Origin of the sequence: Paenibacillus sp. KN14-4R (genome assembly GCF_052180255.1) — a bacterium.
Taxonomy (GTDB): domain Bacteria; phylum Bacillota; class Bacilli; order Paenibacillales; family NBRC-103111; genus Paenibacillus_AM.
The window spans coordinates 1040429-1055199 of sequence record NZ_CP197466.1; the positions used below are offsets into that span (position 1 = coordinate 1040429).

At 41.3% G+C, this 14771-nt stretch carries 16 protein-coding genes and 1 riboswitch; of the genes, 11 read left to right on the forward strand and 5 right to left on the reverse strand.

Annotation, left to right across the window (positions count from 1 at the left end; all coding sequences use genetic code 11):
* Positions 1-169: 169 nt before the first annotated feature.
* Complete coding sequence (gene sda, locus ACSBOP_RS05065; protein WP_442604384.1) at positions 170-292, forward strand: sporulation histidine kinase inhibitor Sda; 123 nt, start codon at positions 170-172, stop codon at positions 290-292.
* Here the strand turns inward: sda and ACSBOP_RS05070 are convergent.
* Together ACSBOP_RS05070 and ACSBOP_RS05075 are read right to left on the reverse strand one after the other, a co-directional pair.
* A complete protein-coding gene (locus ACSBOP_RS05070; RefSeq protein ID WP_442603354.1) occupies positions 266-517 on the reverse strand; it encodes a hypothetical protein in 252 nt (83 codons plus the stop codon). The two genes, sda and ACSBOP_RS05070, sit on opposite strands and share 27 nt — an antisense overlap.
* Positions 518-597: 80 nt before the next feature.
* Entirely contained in the window at positions 598-1536 is a 939-nt protein-coding gene (locus tag ACSBOP_RS05075) for an NAD(P)/FAD-dependent oxidoreductase (RefSeq protein WP_442604385.1), read from the reverse strand.
* A gap of 353 nt (positions 1537-1889) precedes the next feature.
* Here ACSBOP_RS05075 and ACSBOP_RS05080 point away from each other — a divergent pair, with 353 nt between their 5' ends.
* Together ACSBOP_RS05080 and ACSBOP_RS05085 are read left to right on the forward strand one after the other, a co-directional pair.
* A complete protein-coding gene (locus ACSBOP_RS05080; RefSeq protein ID WP_442603355.1) occupies positions 1890-3083 on the forward strand; it encodes an NAD(P)/FAD-dependent oxidoreductase in 1194 nt (397 codons plus the stop codon).
* A gap of 2 nt (positions 3084-3085) precedes the next feature.
* Positions 3086-3361 carry a hypothetical protein gene (locus tag ACSBOP_RS05085; RefSeq protein WP_442603356.1) on the forward strand — a complete coding sequence of 92 codons (276 nt, stop codon included), beginning with the start codon at positions 3086-3088 and terminating at the stop codon, positions 3359-3361.
* Positions 3362-3440: 79 nt separating this feature from the next.
* Here the strand turns inward: ACSBOP_RS05085 and hemQ are convergent, their stop codons facing one another.
* Positions 3441-4187: a hydrogen peroxide-dependent heme synthase gene (hemQ, locus tag ACSBOP_RS05090; RefSeq protein WP_442603357.1), complete on the reverse strand. Its 747-nt coding sequence runs from the start codon at positions 4185-4187 to the stop codon at positions 3441-3443.
* 190 nt (positions 4188-4377) lie between these two features.
* On the opposite strand from hemQ, the gene ACSBOP_RS05095 reads away from it, so the two are divergent.
* The 3 genes from ACSBOP_RS05095 to dnaI all read left to right on the forward strand — a co-directional run bounded on the left by ACSBOP_RS05095 (position 4378) and on the right by dnaI (position 7325).
* On the forward strand, positions 4378-4656 hold the full coding sequence (locus ACSBOP_RS05095; RefSeq protein WP_442603358.1) for a YuiB family protein: 279 nt from the start codon (positions 4378-4380) through the stop codon (positions 4654-4656).
* Positions 4657-4805: 149 nt separating this feature from the next.
* A complete protein-coding gene (locus ACSBOP_RS05100) occupies positions 4806-6347 on the forward strand; it encodes a helicase DnaB (protein ID WP_442603359.1) in 1542 nt (513 codons plus the stop codon).
* Positions 6348-6371: 24 nt separating this feature from the next.
* Positions 6372-7325, forward strand: coding sequence for a primosomal protein DnaI (dnaI, locus tag ACSBOP_RS05105; protein ID WP_442603360.1), 954 nt, complete (start codon positions 6372-6374; stop codon positions 7323-7325).
* Positions 7326-7385: 60 nt separating this feature from the next.
* Here the strand turns inward: dnaI and ACSBOP_RS05110 are convergent, their stop codons facing one another.
* Positions 7386-7532 carry a YqzM family protein gene (locus tag ACSBOP_RS05110; protein WP_442603361.1) on the reverse strand — a complete coding sequence of 49 codons (147 nt, stop codon included), beginning with the start codon at positions 7530-7532 and terminating at the stop codon, positions 7386-7388.
* Positions 7533-7772: 240 nt separating this feature from the next.
* Between ACSBOP_RS05110 and trxA the strand changes: the two genes are divergently transcribed.
* The 5 genes from trxA (at position 7773) to ACSBOP_RS05135 (ending at position 13746) form a co-directional block, all read left to right on the forward strand.
* Positions 7773-8084: a thioredoxin gene (gene trxA / locus ACSBOP_RS05115; RefSeq protein WP_442603362.1), complete on the forward strand. Its 312-nt coding sequence runs from the start codon at positions 7773-7775 to the stop codon at positions 8082-8084.
* A gap of 156 nt (positions 8085-8240) precedes the next feature.
* Positions 8241-10085, forward strand: coding sequence for an excinuclease ABC subunit UvrC (uvrC, locus tag ACSBOP_RS05120; RefSeq protein WP_442603363.1), 1845 nt, complete (start codon positions 8241-8243; stop codon positions 10083-10085).
* Positions 10086-10270: 185 nt separating this feature from the next.
* Positions 10271-10416, forward strand: a riboswitch (cyclic di-AMP (ydaO/yuaA leader).
* A 50-nt stretch (positions 10417-10466) separates the two neighbouring features.
* The gene (locus ACSBOP_RS05125) at positions 10467-11822 is read left to right on the forward strand and encodes a TrkH family potassium uptake protein (RefSeq protein WP_442603364.1); all 1356 of its coding nucleotides are present in this window, start codon (positions 10467-10469) and stop codon (positions 11820-11822) included.
* 38 nt (positions 11823-11860) lie between these two features.
* Positions 11861-12526 carry a potassium channel family protein gene (locus ACSBOP_RS05130; protein WP_442603365.1) on the forward strand — a complete coding sequence of 222 codons (666 nt, stop codon included), beginning with the start codon at positions 11861-11863 and terminating at the stop codon, positions 12524-12526.
* 2 nt (positions 12527-12528) lie between these two features.
* Positions 12529-13746, forward strand: a complete 1218-nt coding sequence (locus ACSBOP_RS05135; protein ID WP_442603366.1) for a cation:proton antiporter — start codon at positions 12529-12531, stop codon at positions 13744-13746.
* Between the two features lie 18 nt (positions 13747-13764).
* Here the strand turns inward: ACSBOP_RS05135 and ACSBOP_RS05140 are convergent, their stop codons facing one another.
* Positions 13765-14688, reverse strand: a complete 924-nt coding sequence (locus tag ACSBOP_RS05140) for a LysR family transcriptional regulator (RefSeq protein ID WP_442603367.1) — start codon at positions 14686-14688, stop codon at positions 13765-13767.
* Positions 14689-14771: the final 83 nt, after the last annotated feature.

The window sequence follows — 14771 nt, forward strand, 5'->3', positions numbered from 1 at the left end:
ATAACCCCCAGTGGATTAACAAGGATTTAGACAATTATCAACAATTAATCAACAAAATATTCACAATATTCTGTGGATAAGCTCAGCTTGTTCTATTTTTTTGATCGTGATAGTATGATGATACTTTAAATGGAAAAAGGTGGTTAATTTGAGAATAATAAGTGACGAAATGCTTCTCAGTTCCTTTTATCAGGCTGTCGATTTACAGCTAGAGAACGAATTTATTGATCTTTTGTTGACCGAGATCAAGCGGCGTAGATTAAAACTAGTAAGAACGCACATACACAGATAATTGGAAGGTATGGTCACAAAGAGGACAACTCATCATGTGGACACAAGTGTGCTGCTGCAGATCAGCTAATCCATTGGTGAATGATAATACATCCATCGATCGATACGGAGCATAGGGTCCTAAATAATCGTTATATGGACCAAAGTCCTGAGCTTCAGCATGACAATGTGGGCAAGAAGCAGTGAGATTCTCTAGACCATTACATACTTCGCAAAAATAAGACAAAGGGTATTCCTCCTTGTAATCGATTTGATCGAACAAGGATAGAATACCCTTTTTTATTGGAAGCTATTTGTTACAATGAATTAGAACTTTAAATTGGAGCTGTGTCCTGGGGATAACTTCGCTTTTGGATCGATGTACACTTTAGCATTATTAATAGCGGTAGGTGCTTCACCAAATCCAACTGCAATGAGTTTCAATTTACCCGGATAAGTCGTGATATCTCCAGCTGCAAAAATACCTGGAATGCTTGTTTCCATACGTGAATCAACAACGATGGAGCCATTATCGATTTCAAGTCCCCACTCTGCAATCGGTCCAAGGGAAGATACAAAACCGAAGTTGACGATTACTGCATCCACATCAATTGTTACTTCTTCACCTGTTTTACAGTCAGCAAGCGTTACTTGTTCAATTTGATCAGCACCGTGGAGTTTCGTGATTTCTTTAGGTGTGACAACGTTCACTTTGGAATTCATCAAATTCTCAACACTATGTTCGTGTGCACGGAACTTGTCTCTGCGGTGAATGAGTGTAACTTGTTCAGCAATGGGTTCAAGCATAAGCGCCCAGTCAACAGCAGAGTCGCCGCCGCCGGAGATCAGTACTTTTTTACCTGCATAAGCATTTAGATCACTAATGAAATATTGCAAGTTTTTCTTTTCGTATTGTGGGGCTTCAGGAAGCTCAAGACGACGCGGTTCGAATGCGCCAACGCCTCCAGATATAATAATGGAGCGGCTATAGTGTACGCCTTTATCTGTTGTAACTTCAAATAAACGCTCTTCTTTTTTTGCAACAGAAACGACTTTCTCTTCTAGACATATTTGTAGATCTGGAAACAGCTTCATTTGCTCTTTTAGGTTATCGACCAAATTTTGAGCGGTCACCTTAGGGAAACCGGCAACATCATAAATATATTTTTCAGGATACAACGCTGCAAGCTGTCCGCCTAGCTGTGGCATACTCTCGATGATTCTTACTGAAGCTTGTCTCATTCCACCGTAGAACGCCGCGAACATACCAGCGGGTCCACCACCAATAATAATAATATCTACTAATTGATTGTCGTCGTTCTGAATGTCTGTCAATAGAAACACCTCCGAAGGGAATAGCACATCAATTATTCATTATAAATCTTAGTAGCAAGAAAATAAAATAGATTTTATTTAATATCAGAAAAAAGCCTTGATATTTATAAAAGGAAATTATATGATACACTTTGGACTTTATCTAATCGATGGAATAATTTACCTTTCCTCTTGATCTTTAAAATTGCTATGATAAATTGCATAATAAGAGTAAATAATTTTAAGTAACAATGTGTAAATTTTCACATAACAAAAAATACAACAAATTGGAGAAGTGGGAGAATATGAGCAGAATACCTAAGATCGTTATTTTAGGAGCAGGGTATGGCGGTGTCGTAACCGCATTGCGTTTACAAAAATCATTAAATTACAATGAAGCTGATGTAACATTGGTGAACAAACACGATTATCATTATATCACTACATCCCTGCATATCCCTGCTGCGGGCACTGGTAATCCAGATGATTCGCGCGTTAATATTACGAAGTTGATTGATGAATTCAAAATTGATTTTGTCAAATCAACGGTTACAAACATTAACTTGGAAGACAAAAAGATTACATTAGAAGATGGCACACTTTCCTATGACTATTTAGTTATTGGTCTTGGTGGCGAGCCTGAAACTTTTGGTATTCCAGGTTTGAAAGAAAACGCGATGAACATTCGCAGTATCAACTCCGTTCGTCATATTCGTGAGCATATTGAGTATCAATTCGCGAAATACAAGCGTGAGCCTGAACGTCCTGAGCTTTTGACAATTGTCGTGGGTGGTGCTGGCTTTACAGGTATCGAGTTCTTAGGTGAGCTTGCTGACCGTGTTCCAGAATTGTGCAAAGAATTTGACGTAGATCCAGGTCTAGTTCAAATTATCAACATTGAAGCTGCTCCAACTGCACTTCCTGGTTTTGATCCTGAACTTGTTGAATATGCAATGCGCGTTCTTGGTGATAAAGGTGTAACATTTAAAATTGCGACAGCCATTCAAGAATGTACAACTGAAGGTGTAACGATTGCTGGTGGCGAGTTCATTAAAGCTGGAACAGTCATTTGGACAGGCGGTATCCGTGGTAATCATCTACTTGATGAAGCTGGATTCGAAACCATGCGTGGACGTATTAAAGTTGATGAATTCCTACGTGCGCCAGGCCATGATAACATTTTCGTTCTTGGTGATTCATCACTCGTGATTAGCCCGGAAAATAGACCATATCCACCAACAGCACAAATTGCTTGCCAACAAGGTGTTGTATGTTCGCAAAACTTGATCGCATCTATCCGTGGTTCTGAGTTAAAAACATTTACATTCGTGAACAAAGGTGTTGTGGCATCTTTAGGTAAAGGCGAAGCAGTAGGTGTTGTTGGAACTCGTAAAATTAAAGGTAACATCGCTGCATTGATGAAGAAAGTGATCGATAACAGATACTTGTTCATTATTGGTGGATTGCCGCTCGTTATTAAGAAAGGTAAAATTCTCTAATTATGCGTCACTGTAGTGTGCAGGTTAGAGGTCTACTCACTCGAGACGAGCTGGATCGATACAATGCTTTGTTTGATGTTGGTCATTTTCTCGAATCGCAAAATCGATATGATCTTGTCGCTATCGTTCAAAAGGAAATCGACATACTTATTCTCCCAGCCATTGAACGCTTGAAGGATAAGGGACGTCAGCGTGATCGCGATACCGAAGAGTATTTAGCACGTAAAGCAGAAATGGAAGCGCAGCTTCGTGCCATCGCAGATGAAGATGACGACTAACTACACGTAATTGAGATAAGAAAAGTCTTACCAGAGGTGTATGCCGAAGGTAAGACTTTTTATGTTTTTGTTATAAAAATTAAACGTCTAGCAACTGCTCAAGTTTGGATTCATCTAGGCGGTTACCGACGTAGAAATCTCCGAACTCACCAAAGCGAGCACTGACTTCATCGAAGCGCATTTCATAGACAAGCTTCTTGAACTGAAGGGCATCGTCAGCGAACAATGTAACGCCCCATTCCCAATTATCGAATCCAACTGAGCCTGTAATAATTTGCTTCACTTTGCCTGCATAATTGCGACCAATCATACCGTGTGAACGCATGAATTTAGAACGGTCTGCCATGTCAAGCATGTACCAGTTGTCTTCACCATCACGACGCTTGTTCATCGGGTAGAAACAGATATGATTCGCTTGTGGCAAAGTCGGCTTCAAACGTGTCAAAATATCTGGATCTTGCATTGGATCAGTTCCTGGTTTAGCTAAGTAAGCACTAAGTTCTACGATTGAAACGTAAGAATACGTTGGTATCGTAAACTGTGCAAATAATGATTTATTAAAGCGTGTCTCCAGCGCATTAAGCTCTTCAAGAGTCTCGCGTAAGTGCATGAATACGAAGTCAGCCTTTTGTCCAACGATGCTGTAAAAGGCAGTGGAACCAAGCTTGTCATTCTCAACAGTACGGCAATCAGCTAGGAATGAAGTTAATTCATCCGCAGCAGCCTTACGTTCCTTTGGTGTTGCTGCATTCCAAGCAATCCAATCGATTAAACGAAAATCGTGCAGGGCGTACCATCCTTCTAACGTTTGGGCGGGTTCACTCATATGAAAAACCTCCTTGTTAATATATCTTTATTCCTATTTCAATTATTGACCTTTATCATTGTATCCAATTAATTGAAGGGTTACAATGAACGTGCTGTGACAAAACAATGTTCAAATAGTGTACACTTTACCTTGCAGGTGACGTGTTTTACAATAAAGAGTAGGTCTTTTATACGGGAGGTTTTTTCAAATGATTCAAACATTTATCGTGATCGTATTAATGTTTGTTTTGTTCTTCGGCCTAGGTTTTATCCTAAACATGTTGATCAAAACAACTTGGCTTCCAATGTATATGTTTATAGCTCTCATCATTGGTTTATTAATCTACCAGGGTTGGGGTGATTTTGCTGGACAAATCAGTAAGTATGGTGTTCCAGATTACCTAGCAACTTTTGGTGGTATCGCTGGTGCTTACTTAAGCGGACTAACGATTCGTTCGTTGCGCGTCAAAGGTTTCAAAATGTTCTAAGTAAGGCGGGATGCATGTCCAAAAACTCTGCTTCAAGCTCAGCTTCCAATAGGAAGCTTTTTTCTTTATCTTTCAAGATGATCATATGATAGAATAAAAAGAATAGATTGTTGAACGGCGAATAACACAGATCAAAGAGGAGGTGTGACATGAGGATTTCAAATATGCTGCAATTTACTGAAAAGCACCGGTTCTGTGTGTACCGAGATTTTGCAATGAGTCCCTTGCAGTTAAGGATGTTATCCAGTGCCTATCAGCCTATTATCGGTGGGCTGGCCACAGCTCTTTTTCATACCTTTTATGGACAAGTTCCAGCAGATAAAGCGGGCTACTCCGCGCTTGAGCAGCAGCGAAAGCTATTTCTTAATCTTGATTTAGAACAAGGTGAACGTGGACGTAAGAGCTTGATTGATTTAACTTCAAAGCTTGAAGCAGTTGGATTGCTGCAAACGTTGCGTAGATACGATCATCCGGATGAAGATCCTTTTTTCGAATATATATTAACACCACCCCTGTCTCCCTATGAGTTCTTCCATAGTGATCACCTTATGTTAGCCCTGCATGATAAAGTGGGTAAGCATCTCGTACTTGCTCTACGGGATGAATTACTGATGCCGAAGCTAGATCGAATTGGAAATGCCCCTGGCGAAGATTTATCGGTGTCTTTCTACGATTTATTCCGTCCAAGTCCACATGGCGTTGATATTGAACTCGAAAAAGCATTACAGGAAGCAGCGGCGACAAAGTCAATGGGAGACGCGTTACGCAGCTTTTCGAGTGATGTTGGGAATATTGATTATGCGGATATTATCGCATCGTTCCCTTTCTCCTCAGAGAATCGCGTATTTGTCGAGCAATTAAACCGACAGCCTGAGCAGATGGTATTAATTAATTTTGTCGCGTCCAAATATAATTTAGACATTGTCGATTTACGACGTTTATTGGATAAACAAGATATTTTCGATAAACAAGGCAATTTGCAAAAAGCGGTGCTGGAGGAAGAAGCCACCCTTCTTTATTTGCAAGGTGAGAAACGTAAGGATTCAGCTGTCATGCTGATGGGCAGAAAAGAAGACATGCAAGCTGCCTCTAATCATGCAGCCGAGCAAAGTGTTCCAATTGAGAAGCCGGTTTCACTCAGTCACTGTTTAGATGTTCCTGCCTTTCTCTTAGAGGAGTGCAATGATATTCAGCAGTATAACGTGTTCTTGCGCAACCAGCCTTATACAAAAGTATTAGAGACGTTCATTCCACAAGGGATAATTCCACCACAAATTCGAGAAACTTTCCTTCGTATTCATAAAGTGTATGGTATGGCGGATGAAGTCGTGAATGTCCTGATTCATTTTACGCATATTGATAATCGCTCATGGGAGAAATTTCGACTTGAGGATGTTGCATCTGATATGATTGGAAAAGGAGTTACAACATTCGAAGCTGCTGTCAGCTACGTCAAAGCACGCATTCGCACCCGTGAACTTGCTGTAGCAAAGGCAATGGAAGCGAAAGAGCGGGCAAATGCCAAGTCGAAGACAGGCGGTAGAGTAGGTAGAGGCGCCGCCGCTGCTAAGGTGCAAAAGCCTCGAATCCCGATTGCAACGGGAAGCAAACAAACACAGAAACCTACAGACGCAGAACTTGAAGCGATTCTAAGCAAGGCTCGGAAATTAGATGAAAAATACAAGGATTAAATGACGAAAGAGGGGGTGAGTGGATTGGAATCATTGTCGCAGATTTTGAAACAATTTGCCGAAGAACCGTTTATGAAAAGTGGCGAAGAGCGTGTCCAAAAAATTTTGCAAGATCCGCTAATCATCAAATTTCGTCAAAAACATCCTGAACTTGATGATCATACATTAAGAGTGAATATGAACCGTTTATATCAGTGTGTAAAAGAATATAAGAACTGCTCGAATTGTCCGGGACTTGATCGATGCCCGAATGATCTAACCGGCCATTATGCCGTTCTTACAGTCGAACATCAGGGAACTTACGCCTATATACATGAGACGAAAGCGGCTTGTAAGAAACAGCTTGCGCATGCGGCTGAGCTTACACTCCGATCTAGAATACGGACTTTTCATGTGGATGATAAAGCGATCTTGGAGAACCATTCATTCTCACAGATTGTCGAAAAAGATTTTGAACGCGCGAAAGCTGTGGATCAAATTCAAGATTATATCATTCAAACGACCGAGGAAGGCTTGCAGAAGAAAGGTTTATATCTATACGGCTCCTTTGGTACAGGGAAAACGTTCTTAATGTGCTATATGCTGCACAAGCTTGCAAAAGAAGGCCATACAGGAGCGATCGTGTACATGCCAGATTTTGCAGAAGATCTTAAAGGGATGTTCGGCGATGCGCAGGCACTTCGTGAAACAATCGAAGCGCTCAAAGATACAGATATTTTGATCTTTGATGATATCGGTGCGGAAAATTTGAATCCATGGCTTCGTGACCACGTGATAGGTGCGATTTTGAATTATCGAATGAATCGTAAACCGACTTTCTTCACTTCCAATTATGATTTAGACAGCTTGGAGAAGCATTTGTCGTTTACGAATAAAGATGGTGATGAAGAGCATAAAGGACAGCGGATTATGGATCGAATTCGACCATTTGTCGAAGCGGTTGAAGTATTGGGAGCGAATAAGCGCGGACAATCTTAGTGAATATTGCGAAAAAAGACCTCGCTGCAAGAAGCAGGAGGTCTCTTTTTATGTAGGAAATTAATCGATCATTAATTTAATTACTACACCTACAACAAAGATAAGGAAGAGAAAACCGAAAAATCCACCGAAACCTTTCATGAGATCCATAAAATCGTTACGCGGCTCTTCGTTAACATGCTGTTCGGGGTTCCTGATTTGGCTCATCGTAAATCCTCCTGACACGTACATTTTGCTTTAAGTATACTAATAGAAGCCAACTATTGTAAAGAAGAGGAAAGTGACAAAATTGCAAACGTCAATGAAGTAGCGCACATGACCATTTTTTTACGGGAGTTTGTTCGGTTGAAAACAAGTCTCTTTGTGGTATACTTTACATATTGACGGCAAAAAAGTCGTTATTACAAAAAAAGAATTATTTTTTTTATAATCAAGGAGGAGACATCCATGGCAATAGTAAATGTGACAGACCAAACGTTTAAAACAGAAGTTGAAAGTGAAGGCACTGTATTAGTTGACTTCTGGGCACCATGGTGCGGACCTTGTAAGATGATCGCTCCAATTTTGGATGAACTTTCACAAGAAGTAAGCAATAAAATTGCGAAAGTAAACGTGGATGATAATGCTGAATCCGCTGCTCGTTTTGGCGTAATGAGTATCCCAACTTTGATCGTATTCAAAGACGGTCAACCCGTTGATAAATTAGTTGGTTTGCAATCCAAAGACGCTCTTAAGAGTGTACTTGAGCGCCACGCATAATATATCGTCTATAGAATGATCTATACCGCCCTTTTCCTAAGTCTTTAGGAGAAGGGCTTTTTAATTGGAAGCTTTTTTCTATTATTTTAAGGAGTGAGAACTGACGTTTTTTCTGTTAAAATTAAATTAACATCGCTTGTAAGGGAGGGGACGCACATGCAAGAATCGAATAACGAGCCGCAGGATTTGCAGTATAAAGAAGCGATTCGACACAAGCTTTCACTGCTTCCTGATAAGCCAGGCTGTTATCTGATGAAGAACAGTGATGGCGCCATTATCTACGTGGGAAAAGCCAAAGTACTGAAAAATCGGGTGCGCTCCTATTTCACAGGTTCACATAGTGCGAAGACGCAACGACTTGTTGTTGATATCCGTGACTTTGAATACATCGTAACTTCCAGCAATATGGAAGCCCTTATTTTAGAATGCAATTTAATTAAACAGCATCAGCCACGCTACAATGTGCTGCTTAAAGATGACAAAACATTTCCTTATATCAAAATTACAGGGCATGAGCATCCACGTCTTGAAGTGACAAGACGAGTGCTTAAAGACAAAGGCAAGTACTTTGGTCCCTATCCGAATGCATTCGCTGCTCAGCAAACAAAGAAGCTGCTCGATCGATTATATCCACTTCGCAAATGCAGCACACTGCCTGATAAAGTATGCTTATATTATCACTTGGGTCAATGCCTGGCTCCTTGTGCTTATGAAGTCACTGCGGCGCAGAATGAGGCGCTGGTAAGTGAGATTACGCGTTTTCTTAATGGAGGATCGGATGCGGTGAAGCAGGATCTAACTGAGAAAATGCTTCAAGCTTCAGATGAGCTTCAGTTCGAGCGTGCGAAGGAGTATCGGGATCTAATCCAGAGCATCGATGCGGTCATGGAGAAGCAGAAAATCACGACATTGGATGCAACGGATCGGGATGTATTCGGTTATGTCGTAGATAAGGGCTGGATGAGCGTACAAATTCAATATATGCGTCAAGGAAAAATGATTGAGCGACATGTTTCGCTATTCCCGTTCTATGGGGATGCCTATGATGACTTTATTACGTATGTGACACAAGTTTATAGTGAGAACCCTGCACTGCCAAAAGAGATATTTTTACCGCAGCCATCTGATGAAGAAGAGGTGGACATCAAACAAGCCTTTGAAAGTTGGTTGAAAGTAAAAGTGATGTTCCCGCAGCGCGGTTTGAAGAAGCAGATGGTTGATATGGCAACGGATAATGCCAAAGTAGCCTTGGAAGAAAAATTCCGCATGTTGGAGCGGGATGAGAAACGTACGGTGAAAGCGGCAGCGAATCTCGGAGAATCTCTAGGTCTAGCGTCTGTGAATCGGATTGAGGCGTTTGATAATTCGAATATTGCGGGTACCAATGCGGTTTCGGCGATGGTCGTCTTTACCAATGGTAAACCGGATCGCAAAGAATATCGCAAATACAAAATTCGGACAGTCGAAGGTCCTGATGATTATGAATCCATGCGTGAAGTCATTCGCCGCAGGTACGAGCGGGTGCTAAAGGAAAACCTGACAATGCCTGACTTGATTATCGTTGATGGTGGTAAAGGGCATATGTCAGCAGCATCAGATGTACTTGAAAATGAGCTTGGACTCTACATTCCGGTCTGTGGGTTGAAAAAAGATGATAAGCACAAAACGTCAGAGCTGCTTATCGGTAACCCTCCCGAAGTCGTTCCTTTGCCGCGCGATTCGCAGGAATTTTATTTGCTGCACCGGATTCAAGATGAAGTGCATCGATTTGCGATTACATTCCATCGCGAAGTGAGATCGAAATCGATGATTGCATCGCAATTAGATACCATTCCAGGTATTGGCGAGAAGCGAAGAAAAGCATTGCTTCAGCACTTTGGTTCCCTGAAAAAAATCAAGGAAGCATCGCCTGAAGATTTTAAAGCTGCAGGTATTGGTGAGAAGTTAGCGCAAGAAATTTTACAGTCATTAAATGCAAAAGAGGAAGCGCAGGAAAATTAAGCGCTTCCTTTTTTTGGTTGATGACTCGTTTTCTCATAATACTTAGAAAAGCAGGGAAAATAGAAGATAATGAAGGAAAAGCAGGGTTCTAGAACATGCTATCCCCTCGTAAGATCGGAATTTTGCCTGATTTCAGTCAAAAATGGCATTGTGAACTAATTAACGAGGATATATAATTCAAATCAATTGAATAAAAGCCGAATTTCTTATCGAAAACGGGGGAACCATTTAAAGGGGTGAATTTCACTGTGTAATCAAGTTTTCACAGTGGATAGGGCGGAACTGACGCCCGAATCCGACAGCTAACTTCGTAGGCTTTGTGTCAGTTATCATTATGATGACACTATTGAAAGGTGTCTTTTTTTATGCTTAGGGGGATGTATGAAGAAGAAAAAATCAGGGCTAGCGAGATTATCACCGCCGCAAATATTATCTCTGGGTTTTGCAATGATTATCCTGATTGGAGCGAGTCTTCTGTCACTGCCATTTGCATCGGCAAGCGGGGAGTCGATCTCGTTCATTAATGCGCTATTTACAGCCACTTCCGCTACATGTGTGACAGGTCTTGTTGTTGTCGATACAGGATCAGATTTCACCATGTTTGGACAGATTGTCATTATTACGCTTATTCAAATTGGCGGATTAGGATTTATGACCTTTGCAACGCTTTATGCCTTTATGCTGCGTAAACGGATTTCTTTGAAAGAACGTTTATTGTTACAAGAGGCGCTTAACCAAGGTTCGATGGAAGGGATTGTAAGATTGATTCGGCGAGTTCTCATCTATTCGCTTACAATCGAAGGAATTGCGGCTGTTATTTTTACCATTCGTTGGTCATTTGATTTAGGGTTTAAAAAAGGACTCTATTTTGGAATCTTCCATGCGATTTCATTTTTTAATAATGCGGGATTTGACTTGTTCGGCTCCGTTTATGGTAAATTCAGCTCACTAACGACTTATGCCAGTGATTTTGTAACGAATTTTGTAGCTATGGCGCTTATTGTGCTCGGTGGTATCGGATTTTTCGTTATGGCAGATGTGCTTGATTACAAAAGAACTAAGCGACTTACATTGCATACAAAAGTGGTGTTAAGTTCAACAGCTGGACTCATTATCGTCGGAGCAATCGTGATTTTCATGTTTGAGTTTACGAATGCCCGCACGCTAGGATCGCTGGATTGGTTTGGTAAGGTGTTAGCTTCCTTCTTCCAATCCGTATCACCACGTACGGCAGGGGCTAATACAGTAGACATTGGTGCTATGCGTCAAGCTTCTCAATTTTTTATGATCATCTTAATGTTCATTGGTGCTTCACCGGGTTCGACAGGTGGGGGGATCAAGACCACAACTTTCATGGTCATGGTCGGTGCTGTTATTGCAATGATCCGCGGTAAAGAAGATATCGTATTATTCCGTTATCGCCTTGCAAAGGATCGTATTCTTAAAGCGATTACGCTTACAATCATTGCTTTAGCTCTCGTTATTTTTGTTTCGATGATATTATCAACAACCGAAGATCACTCTTTTATCATGATCCTGTTTGAAGTGACATCAGCGTTTGGTACGGTTGGATTGACGATGGGTCTGACGCAGGATTTAACGACTATTGGTAAAGTATTAATTTTGCTCATGATGTTCATTGGGCGATTAGGTCCACTAACGCTTGCCATTGCACTCGGTCCAAAAGCAGAAAAAGAACTTTATCGATATCCGGAGGGCAAGGTTACGATCGGTTAATTTTTTATTTCTTTTATGAAGATAGGAGCGCACATGATATGGAAAAACAATATGCAGTTATCGGGCTAGGACGCTTTGGTTCGTCGTTATCCAAGGAGTTAATGCGATTAGGCTATGAGGTACTTGGAATCGACCGCAATGAGGAAAGAGCAGACGATATGAATGAATTCCTCACCCATACCGTTGTAGCGGATTGTACAGACGAGGATGTGCTGCGCTCATTAGGGATTCGTAACTTTGACTGTGTAGTCGTTGCAATCGGAAATGACATTCAAGCAAGCATAATGACGGCTATCGTACTAAAGGACTTCGGTGTCAAAATGGTCGTTGCTAAAGCGATGACTGAGCTTCATGGTAAAGTGCTTCAAAAAATTGGTGTTGACCGGGTTATTTATCCGGAGCGGGATATGGGCATTCGAGTCGCGCATCAACTTGCATCTCCAAACTTACTCGATTACATCGAACTGTCTAAAGACTACACCATTGCAGAATTATCCGTGCCAAAACGACTATGTGGATATTCATTAAGTGATATTAATCCACGAGGTAAATATGGGTGCTCCGTTGTTGCTATTAATAAAAAGCAAAATGAGCAAGTTATTATCGCACCAAGTGCACAAGATGTGCTTGAAGAAGGTGATCTAATGGTCATTATCGGTGTTAACGAAAATATTGAGCGTTTAGAGCAAGAGATGGTTAATTAACAATGAATGAACTCATCCATCATGTTCTCTTTTTACTCGTCTTCATATGTGGGATCGGATTGATATTTGGAAAATTGGCGGGCTGGCTTCGACTGCCGGATGTCGCTCTTTTTCTAATTGCAGGTATGATTGTGGGGCAGGGGATGCATCTTGTTAGTGAACAAAGTGCTTCCTTTACGAACCAGTTCATTCTCGTTCTTGGATCCGTACTTATTTTGTTCGATGGTGGACGAAATATTAAACTGTCAGGTTTGAAAAAAGTATGGGTCACCGTTGCTATGCTTAGTGTACCAGGTGTATTAGTCACTTGTGGCGTCGTAGCGGTTGCTGCGCATTATTTGCTTGGATTGCCATGGATAATCGCCTTGCTGCTGGGTACGGTTATTTGTTCCACAGACCCTGCGACGTTAATTCCTGTATTTAAACAAGTGAAGATTCGGACAAAGGTACGCGAGACCGTTGAGAGTGAATCCGCGTTTAACGATGCGACAGGCTCGATACTAACGTTCTCGGTTCTAGCGATCATTATGGGGACTAGTGAGGTTACGGTTGCCTCAGGGGTTATGCAGTTTGTTAAAACAGCTTTCGGTGGACTTCTTGTTGGTGGAGGAATCGGATTTCTAGTCTCCTATCTAACAGCACATATGAAGTATGGTTTTCTTCGTGAATATGCGACGGTAGCGATGTTTGTAACAGCGCTGGGTAGTTATTTGTTAGGTGAGACACTAGGTGTGAGTGGATTTATGGCTACATTTACAGCAGGTCTGATTTGGGGAAATAGTGAAACCTTTGGTTTGCGGATGAAGGAGAAACTAACGGAAATGGGCCATTTCTCTGAGAATTTAACATTTATTATGCGGATGTTGATTTTTGTTCTGCTCGGCTCACAGGTAAACTTCAGTGTCATATTTGCTCACTTGTGGCCGAGCATTGGAGTCATCCTCGTGTTTATGTTTATTGCACGTCCCCTTACCGTACTCGTGTCCGCCTGGCCTGATCGTAAGGCGAAGTGGACATGGAAGGAACTATTATTTATAAGCTGGGTACGGGAGACTGGTGTTATTCCTGCTGCATTATCTGGTATGGTAACAGGTCTCGGTGTTCCAAATGCGGATATTATTGCTTCTGTGACGTTCCTTGCCGTCTTATTTACGATTCTACTTCAAGCTAGCAGTACAGGTTATGTTGCGAAACGATTAGGAGTTGCAATCGACGATTAACACGCATATCTGTATGGATTATTTTTTCTTTGCTGGTTTCATAGATTGACTTTGCGTCTCATAAAAAGTCTTGGCATATTGTATAAATGGATGAACGGCTTTCTGATCATACGCTTCTTTCGTATAGATGAGTGAAGTCGTTCTTTTTGTTTGCAAAAGTTCTGGTAAATGCCGAACAACAAGTCCGTTATTTTCTGCAAGGAGAGAGCGGACATACGACTGCGGCAGCAGAGTTGCTGTATAGCAGGAGGGCACTAGTCTGATAATCGCTTCGAATGAGTCGATTTCCATTTTAATATCGGGATGGATACCATATTGTTGAAAAAGTTCATCGGTTAGTACACGATACCACGTGCCGCGTGAAAATAGGATCATGGATAGTCCATCTAGATGCTTAATTGTAAGATCGGGTTGGTGGACATAACTATGACCAGGTGGCAGTACAAGACAAAGGTGATCGTCAAATAATGGTTCACATACAATTCCTGTTGCATTAATGGACGAAGCGATAAGTCCAATATCGACTTTCTTCTCTTTTACCATCGTGACAACCTCATGTGTTTTACCTGTCAACGCTTTAATATCGGTTTGCGGACGTGCATCTAAATAGGAAGCAAGAAGTTGTGGGAGAGTCGACTGAAGTGTTGTTAGTGATGCACCAACGGTTAATGTTACATGTTTGTCTTCTTCTTTAAATTGTTGCAATTGACGCATAAGCTTCACTTGCATGGCATGTAATTCTTTTGCATGTTCGTAACAAATTTCACCTGCTCGTGTGAGTTCCAGACGTTTGCCCCTTCGTGTAAAAAGTTCAACGCCAAGTGTTTCCTCTAGCTTCATGATTTGCCTAGACAGCGCTGGTTGCGAGAGATTGAGATTCCGAGAAGCTTGATTTAGGGAAGAGTGTTCAACAATACTGGCAAAAGAACGCCATCGCTCCATGGTTTTCGCATCCTTTTCTATTGAAAATGTCACCTTATGCAAAAAAGGTATAAATGATTATAAAAAAACGGCACTTCCATTAT

Coding starts and splice junctions, on each gene's coding strand:
- ACSBOP_RS05075 (WP_442604385.1), bottom strand. CDS start 1,536: ATGTTCGCGGCGTTCTACGGTGGAATGAGACAAGCTTCAGTAAGAATC.
- ACSBOP_RS05140 (WP_442603367.1), bottom strand. CDS start 14,688: ATGGAGCGATGGCGTTCTTTTGCCAGTATTGTTGAACACTCTTCCCTA.
- ACSBOP_RS05110 (WP_442603361.1), bottom strand. CDS start 7,532: ATGAGCCAAATCAGGAACCCCGAACAGCATGTTAACGAAGAGCCGCGT.
- sda (WP_442604384.1), top strand. CDS start 170: ATGCTTCTCAGTTCCTTTTATCAGGCTGTCGATTTACAGCTAGAGAAC.
- ACSBOP_RS05125 (WP_442603364.1), top strand. CDS start 10,467: ATGAAGAAGAAAAAATCAGGGCTAGCGAGATTATCACCGCCGCAAATA.
- ACSBOP_RS05130 (WP_442603365.1), top strand. CDS start 11,861: ATGGAAAAACAATATGCAGTTATCGGGCTAGGACGCTTTGGTTCGTCG.
- trxA (WP_442603362.1), top strand. CDS start 7,773: ATGGCAATAGTAAATGTGACAGACCAAACGTTTAAAACAGAAGTTGAA.
- ACSBOP_RS05095 (WP_442603358.1), top strand. CDS start 4,378: ATGATTCAAACATTTATCGTGATCGTATTAATGTTTGTTTTGTTCTTC.
- ACSBOP_RS05135 (WP_442603366.1), top strand. CDS start 12,529: ATGAATGAACTCATCCATCATGTTCTCTTTTTACTCGTCTTCATATGT.
- hemQ (WP_442603357.1), bottom strand. CDS start 4,187: ATGAGTGAACCCGCCCAAACGTTAGAAGGATGGTACGCCCTGCACGAT.
- ACSBOP_RS05100 (WP_442603359.1), top strand. CDS start 4,806: ATGAGGATTTCAAATATGCTGCAATTTACTGAAAAGCACCGGTTCTGT.
- ACSBOP_RS05085 (WP_442603356.1), top strand. CDS start 3,086: ATGCGTCACTGTAGTGTGCAGGTTAGAGGTCTACTCACTCGAGACGAG.
- uvrC (WP_442603363.1), top strand. CDS start 8,241: ATGCAAGAATCGAATAACGAGCCGCAGGATTTGCAGTATAAAGAAGCG.
- ACSBOP_RS05080 (WP_442603355.1), top strand. CDS start 1,890: ATGAGCAGAATACCTAAGATCGTTATTTTAGGAGCAGGGTATGGCGGT.